This is a genomic window from uncultured Bradyrhizobium sp. (genome assembly GCF_936943645.1).
In the GTDB taxonomy this organism is placed as follows: Bacteria; Pseudomonadota; Alphaproteobacteria; order Rhizobiales; family Xanthobacteraceae; genus Bradyrhizobium.
This window is the reverse complement of the sequence record NZ_CAKZJO010000026.1, coordinates 1-12,358: the sequence shown is the minus strand read 5'-3', so window position 1 is coordinate 12,358 and position 12,358 is coordinate 1. Positions and strand designations below refer to the sequence as shown.

Genomic DNA, 12,358 nt, shown 5'->3' with positions numbered 1-12,358 from the left:
GATCGACCACGGGCGAGCTACGCTCGTCCCGGACCCCTCCAGGGGAGGGTAAGAGAGAGCCACGCACGCCGCCCCTACTTCACCAGCTCACACCCGCCCTCCGCCAGCGGCCGAAACGCCTGATCCGCCGGAATCGTCGAGACCAGCTTGTAATAGTCATATGGATATTTCGACTCCTCCGGCTTCTTCACCTCGAACAGATACATGGGATGCACGACGCGGCCGTCCTGGCGGATGGTGGTGTCGCCGAACAGTCTGTCCTTGCCCTTGAACTTCTTCATCTCGGGCACGGCGTCCTTGGCGTTGTCGCTGCCGGTCGCAGCGACCGCGTTGAGATAAGCGAGCGTCGAGGCATAGACGCCGGCCTGGTTGCCGCTCGGCATCTTGCCGTTCATGCCGGGACGCGCGGCGAAGCGTTTTGCAAAGGCGCGGGTGTCGTCGTTCATGTCCCAGTAGAAGGCTTCCATCAACTGCAGGCCCTGCGCGACCTTGATGCCCATGCCGTGGACGTCGTTGATGAAGAGCAGGAAGGCGACGAGCTTCTGGCCGTTCTGCTGGATGCCGAATTCGGCCGCCTGCTTCACGGCGTTGATGGTGTCGCCGCCGGCATTGGCAAGCCCGATCACCTGCGCTTTCGAGCTCTGCGCCTGCAGCAGGAAGGAGGCGAAGTCGGACGTGCCGAGCGGATGCTTTGACGACCCGATCACCTTGCCGCCGTGTCCCTCGATGTATTTCTGCGCCTCAGATTCAATGCCCTTGCCGAGCGCGAAATCGACCGTCAGGAAATACCAGTCCTTGCCGCCGCGTGAGACCATGGCGGCCGCGGTGGTGTTGCCGGTCGCCCAGGTGTCGTTGACCCACTGGATGGTGTTGGGCGAGCAGGCCTTGCCGGTGAGATCCGAGCTTGCGGTCGACGAGGCCAGGAACGTCATGCGGCTGTCGCGCAGCAGCGTGTTGATGGAGAGCCCAACGGCCGAGTTCGGCACGTCGACGATGGCGTCGACGCCCTCGACATCCAGCCATTTGCGCGCGATGGCGTTGCCGACATCGGCCTTGTTCTGGTGATCGGCATAGACGATCTCGACCTTGATGCCCTTAGCCCCGCCGTTGAAATCCTCCGCCGCCATGCGCGCGGCTTCCACCGAGCCCATGCCGTTGGTGTCCTGGAAGATGCCGGAGATGTCGTTGAGCACGCCGATACGCACGACATTGTCCGAGATCTCGGCGCTCGCCGCGCCGGCCACCAGGCTCGCGGCCAGCGCGAGCGTCCACTTCAAGTGCTTCATCATTCCCTCCCCTGTTTGTTGGTTGCCGGTCGTTGCCGGCGCATCGAGAAATCGGACTTGCTTAAGATTCAGACCTGCCGTTCCGGCAGCTTCAGCACGAGCCCATCGAGTTCGGGCGTGATATTGATCTGGCAGGACAGCCGGCTGTTCGGCAGCCGCTCGGCCGCGGTGCCGTCGAGCAGCGCGTCCTCGTCGCCGGCCACCGCGGGCAGGCGCGCGAGCCAGCTCTCGTCGACATAGACGTGGCAGGTCGCGCACATGGCGTTGCCGCCGCACTCGGCCAGAATGCCGTCCAGGCCATGCCGGGTCGCGGCCTGCATGACGCTCTCGCCGCCTGAAGTCTCGACGTGCTCGGACTTGCCGTCGGGATGGATGAAGGTGATGGCAGGCATCAAAGCTCCTCGTCAGGCCGGGGTGATAGTCACGGGCAGGCTGTCGAGCCCGCGCAGCGTGTTGTTGAAGCGGCGCTTCGGCTCGCCCGTGATCTCGATTCTGGCGATGCGGCGCGCCAGGGCGGTCAGCATCACCTCGCCTTCGAGGCGGGCGACGAGCTGGCCGACGCACATGTGGATGCCCGAGCCGAAGCCGACATGGCCGGAGGTGCGGCGGGTGATGTCGTAGCTGTCGGGCTGATCCCAGCGCCGGGGATCGCGGTTGGCGGCGGCGAGGAACATCAGCACTTTCTCGCCCTCGCCGATCGTCGCGCCTGACAGTTCGACCTCGCGCGTGGTGGTACGGAAGAAGGTCTGCACCGGGCTTTCGAAGCGCACGGCCTCCTCGAAGGCGTTGCGCGCGAGCGTCAGATCATCGCGCAGGCGCTGCCACTGCTCGGGAAAGCGCGCCAGGCAATAGACGGCGGCACCGATGCCGTTGACTGTCGTGTCGAGGCCGGCCGAGAGCAGTGAGCGCACCAGCAGCGGTGCCTCGGTGGCCGTGATGGCGCCCGCGTCGGCCTGCGCATGAATGCAGGCGCCGAAGCCACCGGGTGCGAGGTTGTCGCGCTGGCACTGCTCGGCGACATAGGCCTGGTGCGGCGACGAGCGCGCGATCGCCTGCTGGCGCAGCTCGTTCGGCGGGCCGAACGCATTGAACACCACGCTGGCATAGGGAATGAGATGTTCGCGTCCCTCCGGCTTCAGGCCCAGCGCATCCGGAAAGATCGAGAGCGGGTAGGCCTCCGCAAGATCGGTGATCGCATCGAAGCTGCGCTGATCCAGCAGCGCGTCCACCCGTTCCTCCGCCGCCGCCGCAAAGCGGTCGCGCACCTGCTTCATCACGGTCGGCGACAGCACCTTTGACAGCACGGCGCGGGTGCGGGTGTGCGCGGGCGGATCGGCCTCCAGGATCAGGCTCGGCGGCCGCCACGGCGTCTCCTTCTTGAAGTCGGACAGGCCGACGCCGCGGCTGGAGCAGAAGGTGGCGGGATCGTTCAGGACGGCATGGACCTCCGCATAACGCGCCACGCCGTAGACATTCCACCTGTCGAGATAGACCACCGGCCCCGCCTCCCGCAGCCGCTGATGCGTGGGGTAAGGATCGGCGAAGAACGCCATGTCGAACGGATCGACGTCGAGATGCGGGACGGACGCAGGTCCCGTCGATGCCGGAGTGCCGGATGCGGTCATGGGAGACCTCCCTCATTTTGATCTTGTGCAAGGGCGGCGCATGCCCTTAGGTCTCCGGGCCCGCCGCGAGTCAGAACCCCGCTATGCCGCCGTCCCTGCCCAGATCCCGCCAAAAGCCTGCGCCCAATGATGCGGGGCCGACGCTCGATCTCGACCGTTACGTCCCGGCGTTCGTCACCTTCATCGCCAACAAGCTCTCGAACAGCGCCACCGCGTTCTACCAGCGGGAATTCGGCGTCAACGTCACGGAGTGGCGGATCATGTCGCTGCTGGCGATCGAGCCCGGCATTCCGGCCTCGCGCATCTGCCACGTCATCGGCTTCGACAAGGGACCGGTGAGCCGGACGCTGGCGGGGCTCGAGAAGCGCGGGTTGGTCTCGATCCGCACCGACCCCAATGACGGCCGCACTCATTCGATTTCGCTGACGGCGAAGGGCCGCGCCACCCATGACAAGGTGATCGTCGCCGCGCTCGAACGCGAGCGGCGGCTGCTGTCGTGCCTCGACAAGAGCGAGCGCGAAGTGCTGATCGACCTGCTGCGCCGGCTGCACGAGAATCTCGGCGCCGTGACGGACAGCAGTTACACCTGACGCGCCGCCCTGCGGCCGCGTCCTGTCGCCGCCTCCGGACATGCGCCAGCGTTTGCCCGCGGCACCCTTCCTGCCGAGCATCGTTTCCTCCGAGATCGAACGCAGCGGTTTCCCCGCCGTCGTCCTGGTCTGGAACGGTTCGCACAGATTAGTTGCTTAGGCAACAAAAGAATCAGAAATATATTGCGGCAGGATGGCTGGCTTATTGGGGGGACTGCGTCTCCATCCCCGTCATTGCGAGCCAACGGGTCCGCGCAAAGCGCGGCCCGATGACAGGCTCCGCGAAGCAATCCGGAGTCTTTCCGCGGCGGCAGCCTGGATTGCTTCGTCGCAAGAGCTCCTCGCAATGACGATGTGGAAACAAGCGAGCTTGAAGCCGTGTCCCGGACGCGCTGCAGCGTGAAACGCTGCTGCGCCGAGCCGGGACCCATGCGACTCCGCGCACGACGAGAGATGGGCCCCGGCTCAGCAGCGCATCACTGCGTGCTGCGCCGCGTCCGGGGCACGGGAGCAACGAGTGCGGTCATTTTGCAGTTACAACCCGATCCACGCACCCGACGCATCGTCGTTCAACCGCATCACCGCATCAGGGCGCCGCGTCAGCACGGCGCGCTGGTTGATGTAGCCCTTGTCGGTGATCTCGCCGCCGTCGACCGAGGGCGGCTCGGCGAGCAGCAGCGCGCGGGTGGCATGGCCGGAGGAATTGGGACCCTGCTGCTTCAGTTTCGCCAGCCCCTGCACGATGGCGGTCCTGACCTTGTCGTGTGCGAGCACCTCGGTCACATCAGCCGTGTCGGGCAGGCCGGCATGGGCGCGGCAAGCCGCGATGTTCGGAAACACCAGGAAGCGTGCTTCGTCGCCGCCATGACCTGACACCACGATGTCCTGCGCCAGCGGCGAGAGTGCGGCGATGCCGGCGACGCGCAGCGTGCCGACGCTGACCCAGGTGCCGGAATTGAGCTTGAAATCCTCGGCGACGCGGCCGTCGAAAAACAGGCCGCGCTCCGGCCGCGCATCGTCGGCAAGCTTCACGGCATCGCCGATCAGATAAAACCCCTCCTCGTCGAAAGCCTGTCGGGTCAGCTCGGGCGCCTTCCAATAGCCCGGTGTGACGTTGGGGCCGCGAACGCGCACCTCGAGCTTGTCGCCTGACGTGACCAGCTTCAGTTCGGTGCCCGGAATCGGCACGCCGATATTGCCGGAGCGCTCGGCGAGGAAGTGGCAATCGGTCGCAAGCGGCGAGGTTTCCGTCGAGCCCCAGGCCGAGACCATCGGCAGCGCACGGCCGACGGTCTTGATCGAGAGCTCTTCGAGCGCGTCCCAGAGATTCTGCGGCAGCGCTGCGCCGGCGTAGAAGGCGAACTTCACCTCGCTGAAGAAGCGGCGGCAGAGTTCCTCGTCGCCGCGCAGCGCCGCGATCAGCATGTCGAAGCCGCGCGGCACGTTGAAATAGACCGTCGGCATCACGCTTCTGAGATTGGCGAGCGAGGTCGCGAACAGACCCGGCGCAGGCTTGCCGCCGTCGATATAGAGCGAGCCGCCGTTGCGCAGCACGAGATTGAAATTGTGGTTGGCGCCGAAAGTGTGGCTCCAGGGCAGCCAATCGAGGATGACGAGATCGCCGCGGCCGGGCTGCAGGAAGGTCCAGGTCTGCGCCTTGGCCTGCTGGCTCGATGTCAGCATGCGCTGGGTGTTGATGACGGCCTTCGGCACACCAGTCGAGCCCGAGGTGAACAGGAATTTCGCGATCGTGTCAGGCGTCACCGCGGCGAAAGCTGTTGCGACGTCGGGCGTCTCGGGCGTCGCCGCAACCGAATGGAAGGAAAGCGCATCGGCATCGTCAGCATTGCCGCTGATGATCCGCGCATCGTGCAGAGGCTTGATTGCGGCGAGCGCGGCCGCGAACGGCCCGGTCGCGGAGACATAGATCGCACCCGGCTCGAGCAGCGCGATCATGCTCTTCAGCTTCTCGAAATCCCTGGACATCAGCGAATAGGCCGGCGAGATCGCGGCCGACGGCACGCCGACATGCTGCACGGCCAGCGCGAGCAGCGCGTGATCGACGCTGTTGTCGGAGAGGATCGCGAGCGGGCGCCCCGCGCTGAGGCCTTGCGCCAGAATCCACGACGCTGCGCCACGCACTTTCCGCAGCGCCTGCGCATAGCTGACGGTGGTCCAGGGCGCATCGATATTGCCCCGCTCCGCAAGGAAGATCGCATCCGGCGTCTGCCGCGCAAAATGCTCCAGCCAGTCGCCGACGCAGCGCGCGCTGTTGTCCAAGGGCTCGGGCGAGCGAAGCACGATGCTGCCGTCGGCGCGATGTTCTGCGACGGTGCGCGGGCTTGCGAACAAGCCGGCAACGTCACCGCGTGGGGCGACTGTCATGTGTTTCCTCCTCCGCCCGGAACCGGGATAGGGCCGCAGCCTCGTGCCGGGCTGGCTTGGCCATAATGTTGGGCACGACAATTGTTGTCGTCAACAACAATCTTTCGCGGGGCGTCCTGAAGCGCTAATCTCTTCTCCCTCTCCCCGCTTGCGAGGAGAGGCGAAGGCAGCCGTTGCAGGGAGAGAAATCGGGTGAGAACGACATCGCGCGAGACCGGAGCTTCCCCGCGCAAGCGCGCCGGCAACGGCGCGGCGGTCCGCGACGTCGCCGACGACGTCGGCCTCGACGCGCTGGTCGGGCACGCCGGCTATGCCGTGCGGCGCTTCCAGATCTGGATCTTCCAGGACTTCATCAGGACGCTCGGCGATGTCGAGATCAGGCCGACGCAATATTCGGTGCTGACGGTGATCGGCGCCAATCCGGGCCTGTCGCAGATGGCCGTGGCCAAGCGCCTCGGCATCGAGCGCGCCCGGCTGGTGCATCTGCTCGACAGCCTCGAGCAGCGCAAATATGTGAAGCGGGTCAAGTCGAAGGCGGACCGGCGCTCCCATGCGCTGCATCTCACCGCGCACGGCGAGACCGCGCTGGCGAAATTCAAGCGGCTCGCCGCCGAGCACGAGCGGCATGTCGAGGCGAAGATCGGCAAGGAAAACCGCGCCCACCTGCTCCGGATCCTCGCGGGCTTCACCTGAGCTCGACTGCCCGCAAATTGGGCAAATGCCCGACGCAGGGCGTTGACGCCACCAGCCGAAAGCCGGCCGAAATGACTCACAAGCCACTGATTACGCGATAATATCTCGCGTATTCGTTCTGCCCGGTCATTGTACACAATGGCACATCGCTTGCTTCACTCCGGGCGAAGACGAATTGCCGGAGTTTTGTCGTCATGAGGGCTGAGATGGGGGCTGAGCAGCCTGAAACGATCGCCGCGATCGTGGCCGCGCATCGCGCGGGGACGCTGACGCCGGCCGAGACGATCGCGCGGACCTATCAGCGCATCCGCAACCACAGCGATCCCGCCGTCTTCATCAGCCTGCGCGACGAGACGGATGCGGTCGCGGAGGCCGAAAAACTCGCCGCGCGCGCGGATGCTGCCGGCCTGCCGCTCTACGGGGTACCAGTCGCGGTGAAGGACAACATCGACGCGCTGGGCTTTGCGACCACGGCGGCCTGCCCGGCCTTCTCCACCACGCCGGCCCGTGATTCCACCGCGGTCGCCCGCCTTCGCGCTGCCGGCGCCATCATCATCGGCAAGACCAATCTCGACCAGTTCGCGACCGGCCTCGTCGGGGTGCGCTCGCCTTATGGTATTCCGAGGAACTCCATCCGCGAGGATCTCATTCCCGGCGGATCGAGCTCGGGCTCGGCGGTGGCCGTGGGTGCGGGGCTGGTGCCGCTCTCGCTCGGCACCGACACCGCCGGCTCCGGCCGCGTGCCGGCGATGCTCAACAACATCGTCGGGCTGAAGCCGAGCCTTGGTATGATCTCGAATACGGGGCTCGTGCCGGCCTGCCGCACGCTGGACTGCATCTCGGTGTTCGCGCTGACGGTGGATGATGCTGCGCTCGCTCTGTCGGTGATGGCGGGGCCGGACCCGACCGATCCATTCTCGCGCGACCGGCCGCTGGGCGCGATCACGCCCTTGCCTGCAAAGCTGCGCCTCGGCGTGCCGCGCAACGGACAACTGATCTTCTTCGGCGACAAGAAAGCGGAAGCCGCCTATGCCGACGCGTTGAAGCGCTGGACTGCGCTTGGTGCAACGCTGATCGAGTTCGACCTCGAACCGTTCTACGAGACGGCGCGGCTGCTCTATGAGGGCCCGTGGGTCGCGGAGCGTTACCTCGTGATCAAGGACCTGCTCGCCTCCGCGCCTGACACGATTCATCCGGTGACGCGCGAGATCACCGCGGCCGGCGCGCGGCTGACCGCAGCCGATACTTTCTCGGCGTTGTATCGTTTGCAGGGCCTGCGCAAGATCGCCGAGCGCACCTTTGCCGATATCGACGCGCTGGTGCTGCCGACCGCGCCGACGGCCTACACCACCGAGCAGGTGCTCGCCAATCCGATCGAGCTCAACAGTCGGCTCGGCACCTACACCAATTTCGTCAATCTGCTCGACCTGTGCGGCCTCGCGCTGCCGGCCTCGATGCGCGCCGACGGCATCCCGTTCGGCATCACGCTGCTGGCGCCCGCGGGGCGCGATGCGATGCTCGCCAGCATCGGCCGCGTCTTCCATGCCGACACGAAGCTCAGTCTCGGCGCGAAGGGCACCGCGCAGGCGCCGCTCGCGCCGTTGCCGGCAAGCAATGGCGACGAGATCCCGATCGCCGTGGTCGGCGCGCATCTGTCCGGCATGGTGCTGAACGGCGAGTTGACGGCGCTGGACGCAAAGCTGCTCGAGGCGACCAGGACAGCGCCGGACTACAAACTCTATGCGCTGAAGACCACGCCGCCGAAGCCCGGCCTGCTGCGCGTCGCGGCCGGCACGGGTGCGTCGATCGAGCTGGAGATCTGGTTGCTGTCGCCATCGGCCTTCGGCAAGTTCGTCAATGCGATTCCGGCGCCGATGGCGATCGGCACGCTGCGGCTCGCCGATGGCCGCAGCGTGAAAGGATTTCTGGTCGAGCCCGAGGTGCTGGGCGATGCGCGGGATATCACCGCATTTGGGGGATGGCGGAAGTTCATGGCGGAGAAGGCGGGGTGAAATTTCACTCCGCTGTCGTCCCGAACAAGCGAAGCGCAGATCCGGGACCCATAACCACAGGGAGTAGTTTGGCGAAGACTCGGAGTTGAGAGCTTCGCGCCACAACTACTCCCTGTGGTTATGGGTCCCCGCGTCCGCGGGGACAACAGCGAGTATGTAGCGGCAGAACCGCCCTACACCGACACTGCGTAAATCTCGTACTCTCCGCGCACCAGCTCGATGTGCGCGCGCATCGCAGCGGCAGCGCCCTGCTTGTCGCCGCGCATGATGGCGACGACGACGCGGTCGTGCTCGGCCTGCGACTTTGCGAGACGGCCGAGGTTGCGGAACTGGGCGCGGCGGAACGGCTGCACGCGGACGCGGGTCGCCAGCGTGATCTCGGCGATGTAGCCGTTCTGCGATCCCGCATAGATCGCGTTGTGGAAGCGCTCGTTGACCTCGTGGAAGCGATCGGGATTGCCGGTGTAGCTCAGCACCCGCAGCTCCTCGTGAATGGCTTCGAGGGCGTGGCGCTCGCTCGCTGCCATTCGCTCGGCGGCAAGGCCGGCGCACAGCGCTTCCAGCTCCGCCATCGCCTCGAACATGCTCTTGAGACGATCGACCGAGGGCTGCGCCACCACCGCCCCGCGATGGGCGCGCGCTTCGACGAGGCCGCTCGCCACGAGCTGGCGCAGCGCCTCACGCACCGGCGTGCGCGAGACGTTGAAGCGTCGCGCGATGTCGGTCTCGTCCAGGGGCGCGCCGGGCGCCAGCGCGCCGCGCACGATCTCGTCGGCGAGCTGCAGGCGAAGCTCCTCGGCGCGCGTGATCTTCTGCACCGAGGGTGAGGGACGGTCGACGCGCGGCACCACCGGCTCGGCCGGCAACGTGCCTTGCGGAAAGTCGTCGAGCGTCATGCGATCAGGTCTCTTTCGGCTCGTCGATGATGCTGACATGGGCGGCGACGACGCGCCAGCCCTCGGGGAAGCGAATCCACGTCTGCATCTGCCGGCCGACCTTGCCGGGCGCCGTATCGCGATAAAACAATGTGGAGGCCACGGCGGTGTCGCGGCCATAGCTGCTGATGACCGTCTTGGCGGTGCGGCGGTTGAGGCCGACCGGCGAGCGGGCGGCGCGGAAGCCGGAGATCGCCTGGTAGCCGTAGAGGTTCTCGCCGATGCCGTAGCGCAGCGTGCGGGGATCGTTGCGGAACAGCTCGCCGAGCACGGCGACATCGTTGCTGACGAGGGCCTGCTCATAGCGATCGAACGCGGCTTTGACTTCCGCGATCACGTCGGGGAGATCGATCTCCATTTCAGATTCCTCTCGGAGCGGGCGCGGCGGCCACGCCCATCTTTTCCAGCGCGTAGGCGACGCGGAGCGCGATGTCCTCGCGCCAGGGCGCGGCAATGATCTGCACGCCGATCGGCAGCGGCTCGAGCGGCACGGGAACCGCGACCACCGGAAGACCGATGAAGGAGATCGGCTGGGTGTGGATGCCGATATTAGCGCGGACCGGCAGCTCGACGCCGTCGAGATTGAAATTGACCTGGCCGAGCTTCGGTGCGGTGCAGGGCGTTGCCGGCGCCAGCAGCACGTCGACCGATCTGAAAATCTCGGCGAGCTGCGCGCGATACCAGCGGCGGAATTTCTGCGCGCGGTCGACCATGGGAGCCGGCACCATCGCGCCCGCGATCAGGCGGTCGCGCACGGCGGGGTCGAAATCGTTCGCCCGCTTGCGCAGGCGATCGAGATGCAGCGAGGCGCCTTCGGTGGTGGTGATGACATAGGCCGCCGCGCGGGCACGCGCGGCTTCGGGCACGTCGACCACCTTCGTTGCGCCCAGCGCCTTGGCGACGCGGCTGACGGCCTCGACCGCTTCCGGAAACACGTTCTTCTGGAAATGACCGCCGGCGATGGCAATGCGCAGATCCGAGACCGGATTGGCCAGCAGCGGCAACGTCGGCTCAAGGCCGCGTGTCGTGGTGCAGGCGGCATCGTCCGCATCCTCGCCCTGCATCGCGTCATAAGCGAGCGCGAGATCGGTGGTCGAGCGCGCGAACGGGCCGAGATGATCGAGGCTCGCCACGAACGGGAACGAGCGCGCCCGCGATAGCCTTCCATAGGTCGGCTTCAGGCCGAAGATGCCGCAGAACGAGGACGGCACGCGGATCGAGCCGTTGGTGTCCGAGCCGAGTGCGATCGGCACCAGCGCGCCGCCGACGGCGCTGCCCGAACCGCCCGAGGAGCCGCCGGTCATCCGCGTCGTGTCATGCGGATTGCGCGAGGGACCGTCATGAATGTTCTCGCCGGTGAAATCATAGGCGTACTCGCCCATATTGAGCGCGCCGACGAGCACGGCGCCGGCGGCCTCCATGCGCTCGATCAGCGTTGCGTCGCGCTTGGCGGGCGCGAGGTCGCGGTTGATCTTCGAGCCCGCGCGTGTCGGCAGCCCGGCGACGTCGAACAGGTTCTTCACCGCAAAGGGCACGCCGGCGAGCGGGCCGACGTCCTTGCCGGCGGCGATGTCGGCATCGACGGCGCGCGCCTTGGCGCGGGCGCGATCGGCGGTGACGTCGGTGAAGGAATTGAGGACACCGTCGTGCTGCTTGATGCGCGCAAGCGCGGCTTCGGTGGCATCGAGCGCGGACATCCTGCGGCTTGCGACCGCGCTCGCGATCTCGGCGGCCGTCATCTCTGGCTTGGCGGTCATGACAGCATCACGCCGTGAAGATCGGCGCCGGCTCGGTCTCGTCCGGCAGCACGAATTCGTCGACCAGGCGGGCGAGCCGCAGCGAGACTTCGAGATTGGCGCGTACCGCGGGCCTGAAGGCCTCCTCCACCGGCAGCGCCAGCGCTTTCGATACGGCGTCGATATAATCGTCCAGCGGCTCGGCCATCACACGTCCCAAACACTCAATGCAACGGCGGATGCGGGATCGCCGTCAGCAGCTCCTTGGTGTAGTCGTCCTTGGGATCGCTGAGGACCTGCTCGGAAGAGCCCTCCTCGACGATCCGTCCCGTCCGCATCACAATGACACGATCGCACAGCAAGCGCACCACATTCAAATCATGCGAGACGAACAGATAGCTCATACCTAACCGCGCCTTGAGGTCCTGCAGCAGGTTCAGGACGACCGCCTGCACCGACACGTCCAGCGCCGCCGTCGGCTCGTCGAGGATGACGAGCTTTGGGTGCAGCGCGATGGCGCGGGCGATGCCGACGCGGGCCTTCTGGCCGCCGGAGAGCTGGTGCGGGAAACGGTCCAGCAGATTGTGCGGCAGGCCGACCATGGTGGCCAGTTCCTCGCAGCGGGCGCGCAGCGCGTCGCGGCCCCTGATGTCGCCCAATTGCATGATGGGGTCGGCGATGGCGCGCGCGGCCGTGAAGCGCGGGTTGAGGCTGTCGGTCGGGTCCTGGAACACCATCTGGATGCGACTGCGCTGCGGCAGGCGCGCGAAGGCGGCAGGCGCGATGCCGCCAATGTCCTCGCTGTCAAACTGGATCAGACCGGAGGTCTGGTCCAGGAGCCGCATCACCATCATCGACGTGGTCGATTTGCCGCAGCCGGACTCGCCGACGAGGCCGACGCTCTCGCCATGGCCGATCGAGAAGCTGATGCCGTCGACGGCGCGGAACACGTCCGGCTCCACCGGCGGCTTGCGGCCGAACAGTTTGCCAAGCGTCGCCGTGGCGCCCTGGCGGGGGTATTCCTTGACCAGCTTTTCGATGAGGAGGAGGGGCTGGTCCTTCTCCCTCTCCCCGCTTGCGGGGAGAGGGTCGGGGT

At 66.6% G+C, this 12,358-nt stretch carries 12 protein-coding genes; 3 read left to right on the top strand and 9 right to left on the bottom strand.

The window, feature by feature from the left end; all coding sequences use genetic code 11:
* Positions 1-74 precede the first annotated feature (74 nt).
* The 3 genes from Q0743_RS03505 to Q0743_RS03495 all read right to left on the bottom strand — a co-directional run bounded on the left by Q0743_RS03505 (position 75) and on the right by Q0743_RS03495 (position 2,911).
* Complete coding sequence (locus Q0743_RS03505; protein WP_298240205.1) at positions 75-1,286, bottom strand: ABC transporter substrate-binding protein; 1,212 nt, start codon at positions 1,284-1,286, stop codon at positions 75-77.
* Positions 1,287-1,354: 68 nt separating this feature from the next.
* On the bottom strand, positions 1,355-1,678 hold the full coding sequence (locus tag Q0743_RS03500) for a 2Fe-2S iron-sulfur cluster-binding protein (protein WP_298240204.1): 324 nt from the start codon (positions 1,676-1,678) through the stop codon (positions 1,355-1,357).
* Between the two features lie 12 nt (positions 1,679-1,690).
* Positions 1,691-2,911, bottom strand: a complete 1,221-nt coding sequence (locus tag Q0743_RS03495; RefSeq protein WP_298240203.1) for a cytochrome P450 — start codon at positions 2,909-2,911, stop codon at positions 1,691-1,693.
* An 83-nt stretch (positions 2,912-2,994) separates the two neighbouring features.
* On the opposite strand from Q0743_RS03495, the gene Q0743_RS03490 reads away from it, so the two are divergent.
* Positions 2,995-3,501, top strand: a complete 507-nt coding sequence (locus Q0743_RS03490; protein WP_298240202.1) for a MarR family winged helix-turn-helix transcriptional regulator — start codon at positions 2,995-2,997, stop codon at positions 3,499-3,501.
* Positions 3,502-4,035: 534 nt separating this feature from the next.
* On the opposite strand, the gene Q0743_RS03485 is transcribed toward Q0743_RS03490, so the two are convergent.
* Entirely contained in the window at positions 4,036-5,886 is a 1,851-nt protein-coding gene (locus Q0743_RS03485; protein ID WP_298240201.1) for a feruloyl-CoA synthase, read from the bottom strand.
* Between the two features lie 192 nt (positions 5,887-6,078).
* Here Q0743_RS03485 and Q0743_RS03480 point away from each other — a divergent pair, with 192 nt between their 5' ends.
* Both Q0743_RS03480 and atzF read left to right on the top strand, forming a co-directional pair.
* Positions 6,079-6,579, top strand: a complete 501-nt coding sequence (locus Q0743_RS03480; protein ID WP_298240200.1) for a MarR family winged helix-turn-helix transcriptional regulator — start codon at positions 6,079-6,081, stop codon at positions 6,577-6,579.
* A 194-nt stretch (positions 6,580-6,773) separates the two neighbouring features.
* On the top strand, positions 6,774-8,591 hold the full coding sequence (atzF, locus tag Q0743_RS03475; protein WP_298240199.1) for an allophanate hydrolase: 1,818 nt from the start codon (positions 6,774-6,776) through the stop codon (positions 8,589-8,591).
* A gap of 173 nt (positions 8,592-8,764) precedes the next feature.
* Here the strand turns inward: atzF and Q0743_RS03470 are convergent, their stop codons facing one another.
* The 5 genes from Q0743_RS03470 to Q0743_RS03450 form a co-directional block, all read right to left on the bottom strand.
* Positions 8,765-9,487, bottom strand: a complete 723-nt coding sequence (locus Q0743_RS03470; RefSeq protein WP_298240198.1) for a GntR family transcriptional regulator — start codon at positions 9,485-9,487, stop codon at positions 8,765-8,767.
* A 4-nt stretch (positions 9,488-9,491) separates the two neighbouring features.
* Positions 9,492-9,884, bottom strand: coding sequence for an oxalurate catabolism protein HpxZ (gene hpxZ, locus Q0743_RS03465; protein ID WP_298240197.1), 393 nt, complete (start codon positions 9,882-9,884; stop codon positions 9,492-9,494).
* Position 9,885: 1 nt separating this feature from the next.
* The gene (locus tag Q0743_RS03460; protein WP_298240196.1) at positions 9,886-11,283 is read right to left on the bottom strand and encodes an AtzE family amidohydrolase; all 1,398 of its coding nucleotides are present in this window, start codon (positions 11,281-11,283) and stop codon (positions 9,886-9,888) included.
* A 7-nt stretch (positions 11,284-11,290) separates the two neighbouring features.
* Positions 11,291-11,470 (bottom strand): DUF4089 domain-containing protein, encoded by a 180-nt coding sequence (locus Q0743_RS03455; protein ID WP_298240195.1) that lies wholly within the window; start codon positions 11,468-11,470, stop codon positions 11,291-11,293.
* Between the two features lie 16 nt (positions 11,471-11,486).
* On the bottom strand, positions 11,487-12,358 hold an 872-nt coding region (locus Q0743_RS03450; protein ID WP_298240194.1), incomplete at its 5' end, for an ABC transporter ATP-binding protein.

Bases quoted from the DNA above. Each gene is read 5' to 3' on its own strand.
- Q0743_RS03505 (WP_298240205.1), bottom strand. From the start codon at position 1,286: ATGAAGCACTTGAAGTGGACGCTCGCGCTGGCCGCGAGCCTGGTGGCC.
- Q0743_RS03500 (WP_298240204.1), bottom strand. From the start codon at position 1,678: ATGCCTGCCATCACCTTCATCCATCCCGACGGCAAGTCCGAGCACGTC.
- Q0743_RS03495 (WP_298240203.1), bottom strand. From the start codon at position 2,911: ATGACCGCATCCGGCACTCCGGCATCGACGGGACCTGCGTCCGTCCCG.
- Q0743_RS03490 (WP_298240202.1), top strand. From the start codon at position 2,995: ATGCCGCCGTCCCTGCCCAGATCCCGCCAAAAGCCTGCGCCCAATGAT.
- Q0743_RS03485 (WP_298240201.1), bottom strand. From the start codon at position 5,886: ATGACAGTCGCCCCACGCGGTGACGTTGCCGGCTTGTTCGCAAGCCCG.
- atzF (WP_298240199.1), top strand. From the start codon at position 6,774: ATGAGGGCTGAGATGGGGGCTGAGCAGCCTGAAACGATCGCCGCGATC.
- Q0743_RS03470 (WP_298240198.1), bottom strand. From the start codon at position 9,487: ATGACGCTCGACGACTTTCCGCAAGGCACGTTGCCGGCCGAGCCGGTG.
- hpxZ (WP_298240197.1), bottom strand. From the start codon at position 9,884: ATGGAGATCGATCTCCCCGACGTGATCGCGGAAGTCAAAGCCGCGTTC.
- Q0743_RS03460 (WP_298240196.1), bottom strand. From the start codon at position 11,283: ATGACCGCCAAGCCAGAGATGACGGCCGCCGAGATCGCGAGCGCGGTC.
- Q0743_RS03455 (WP_298240195.1), bottom strand. From the start codon at position 11,470: ATGGCCGAGCCGCTGGACGATTATATCGACGCCGTATCGAAAGCGCTG.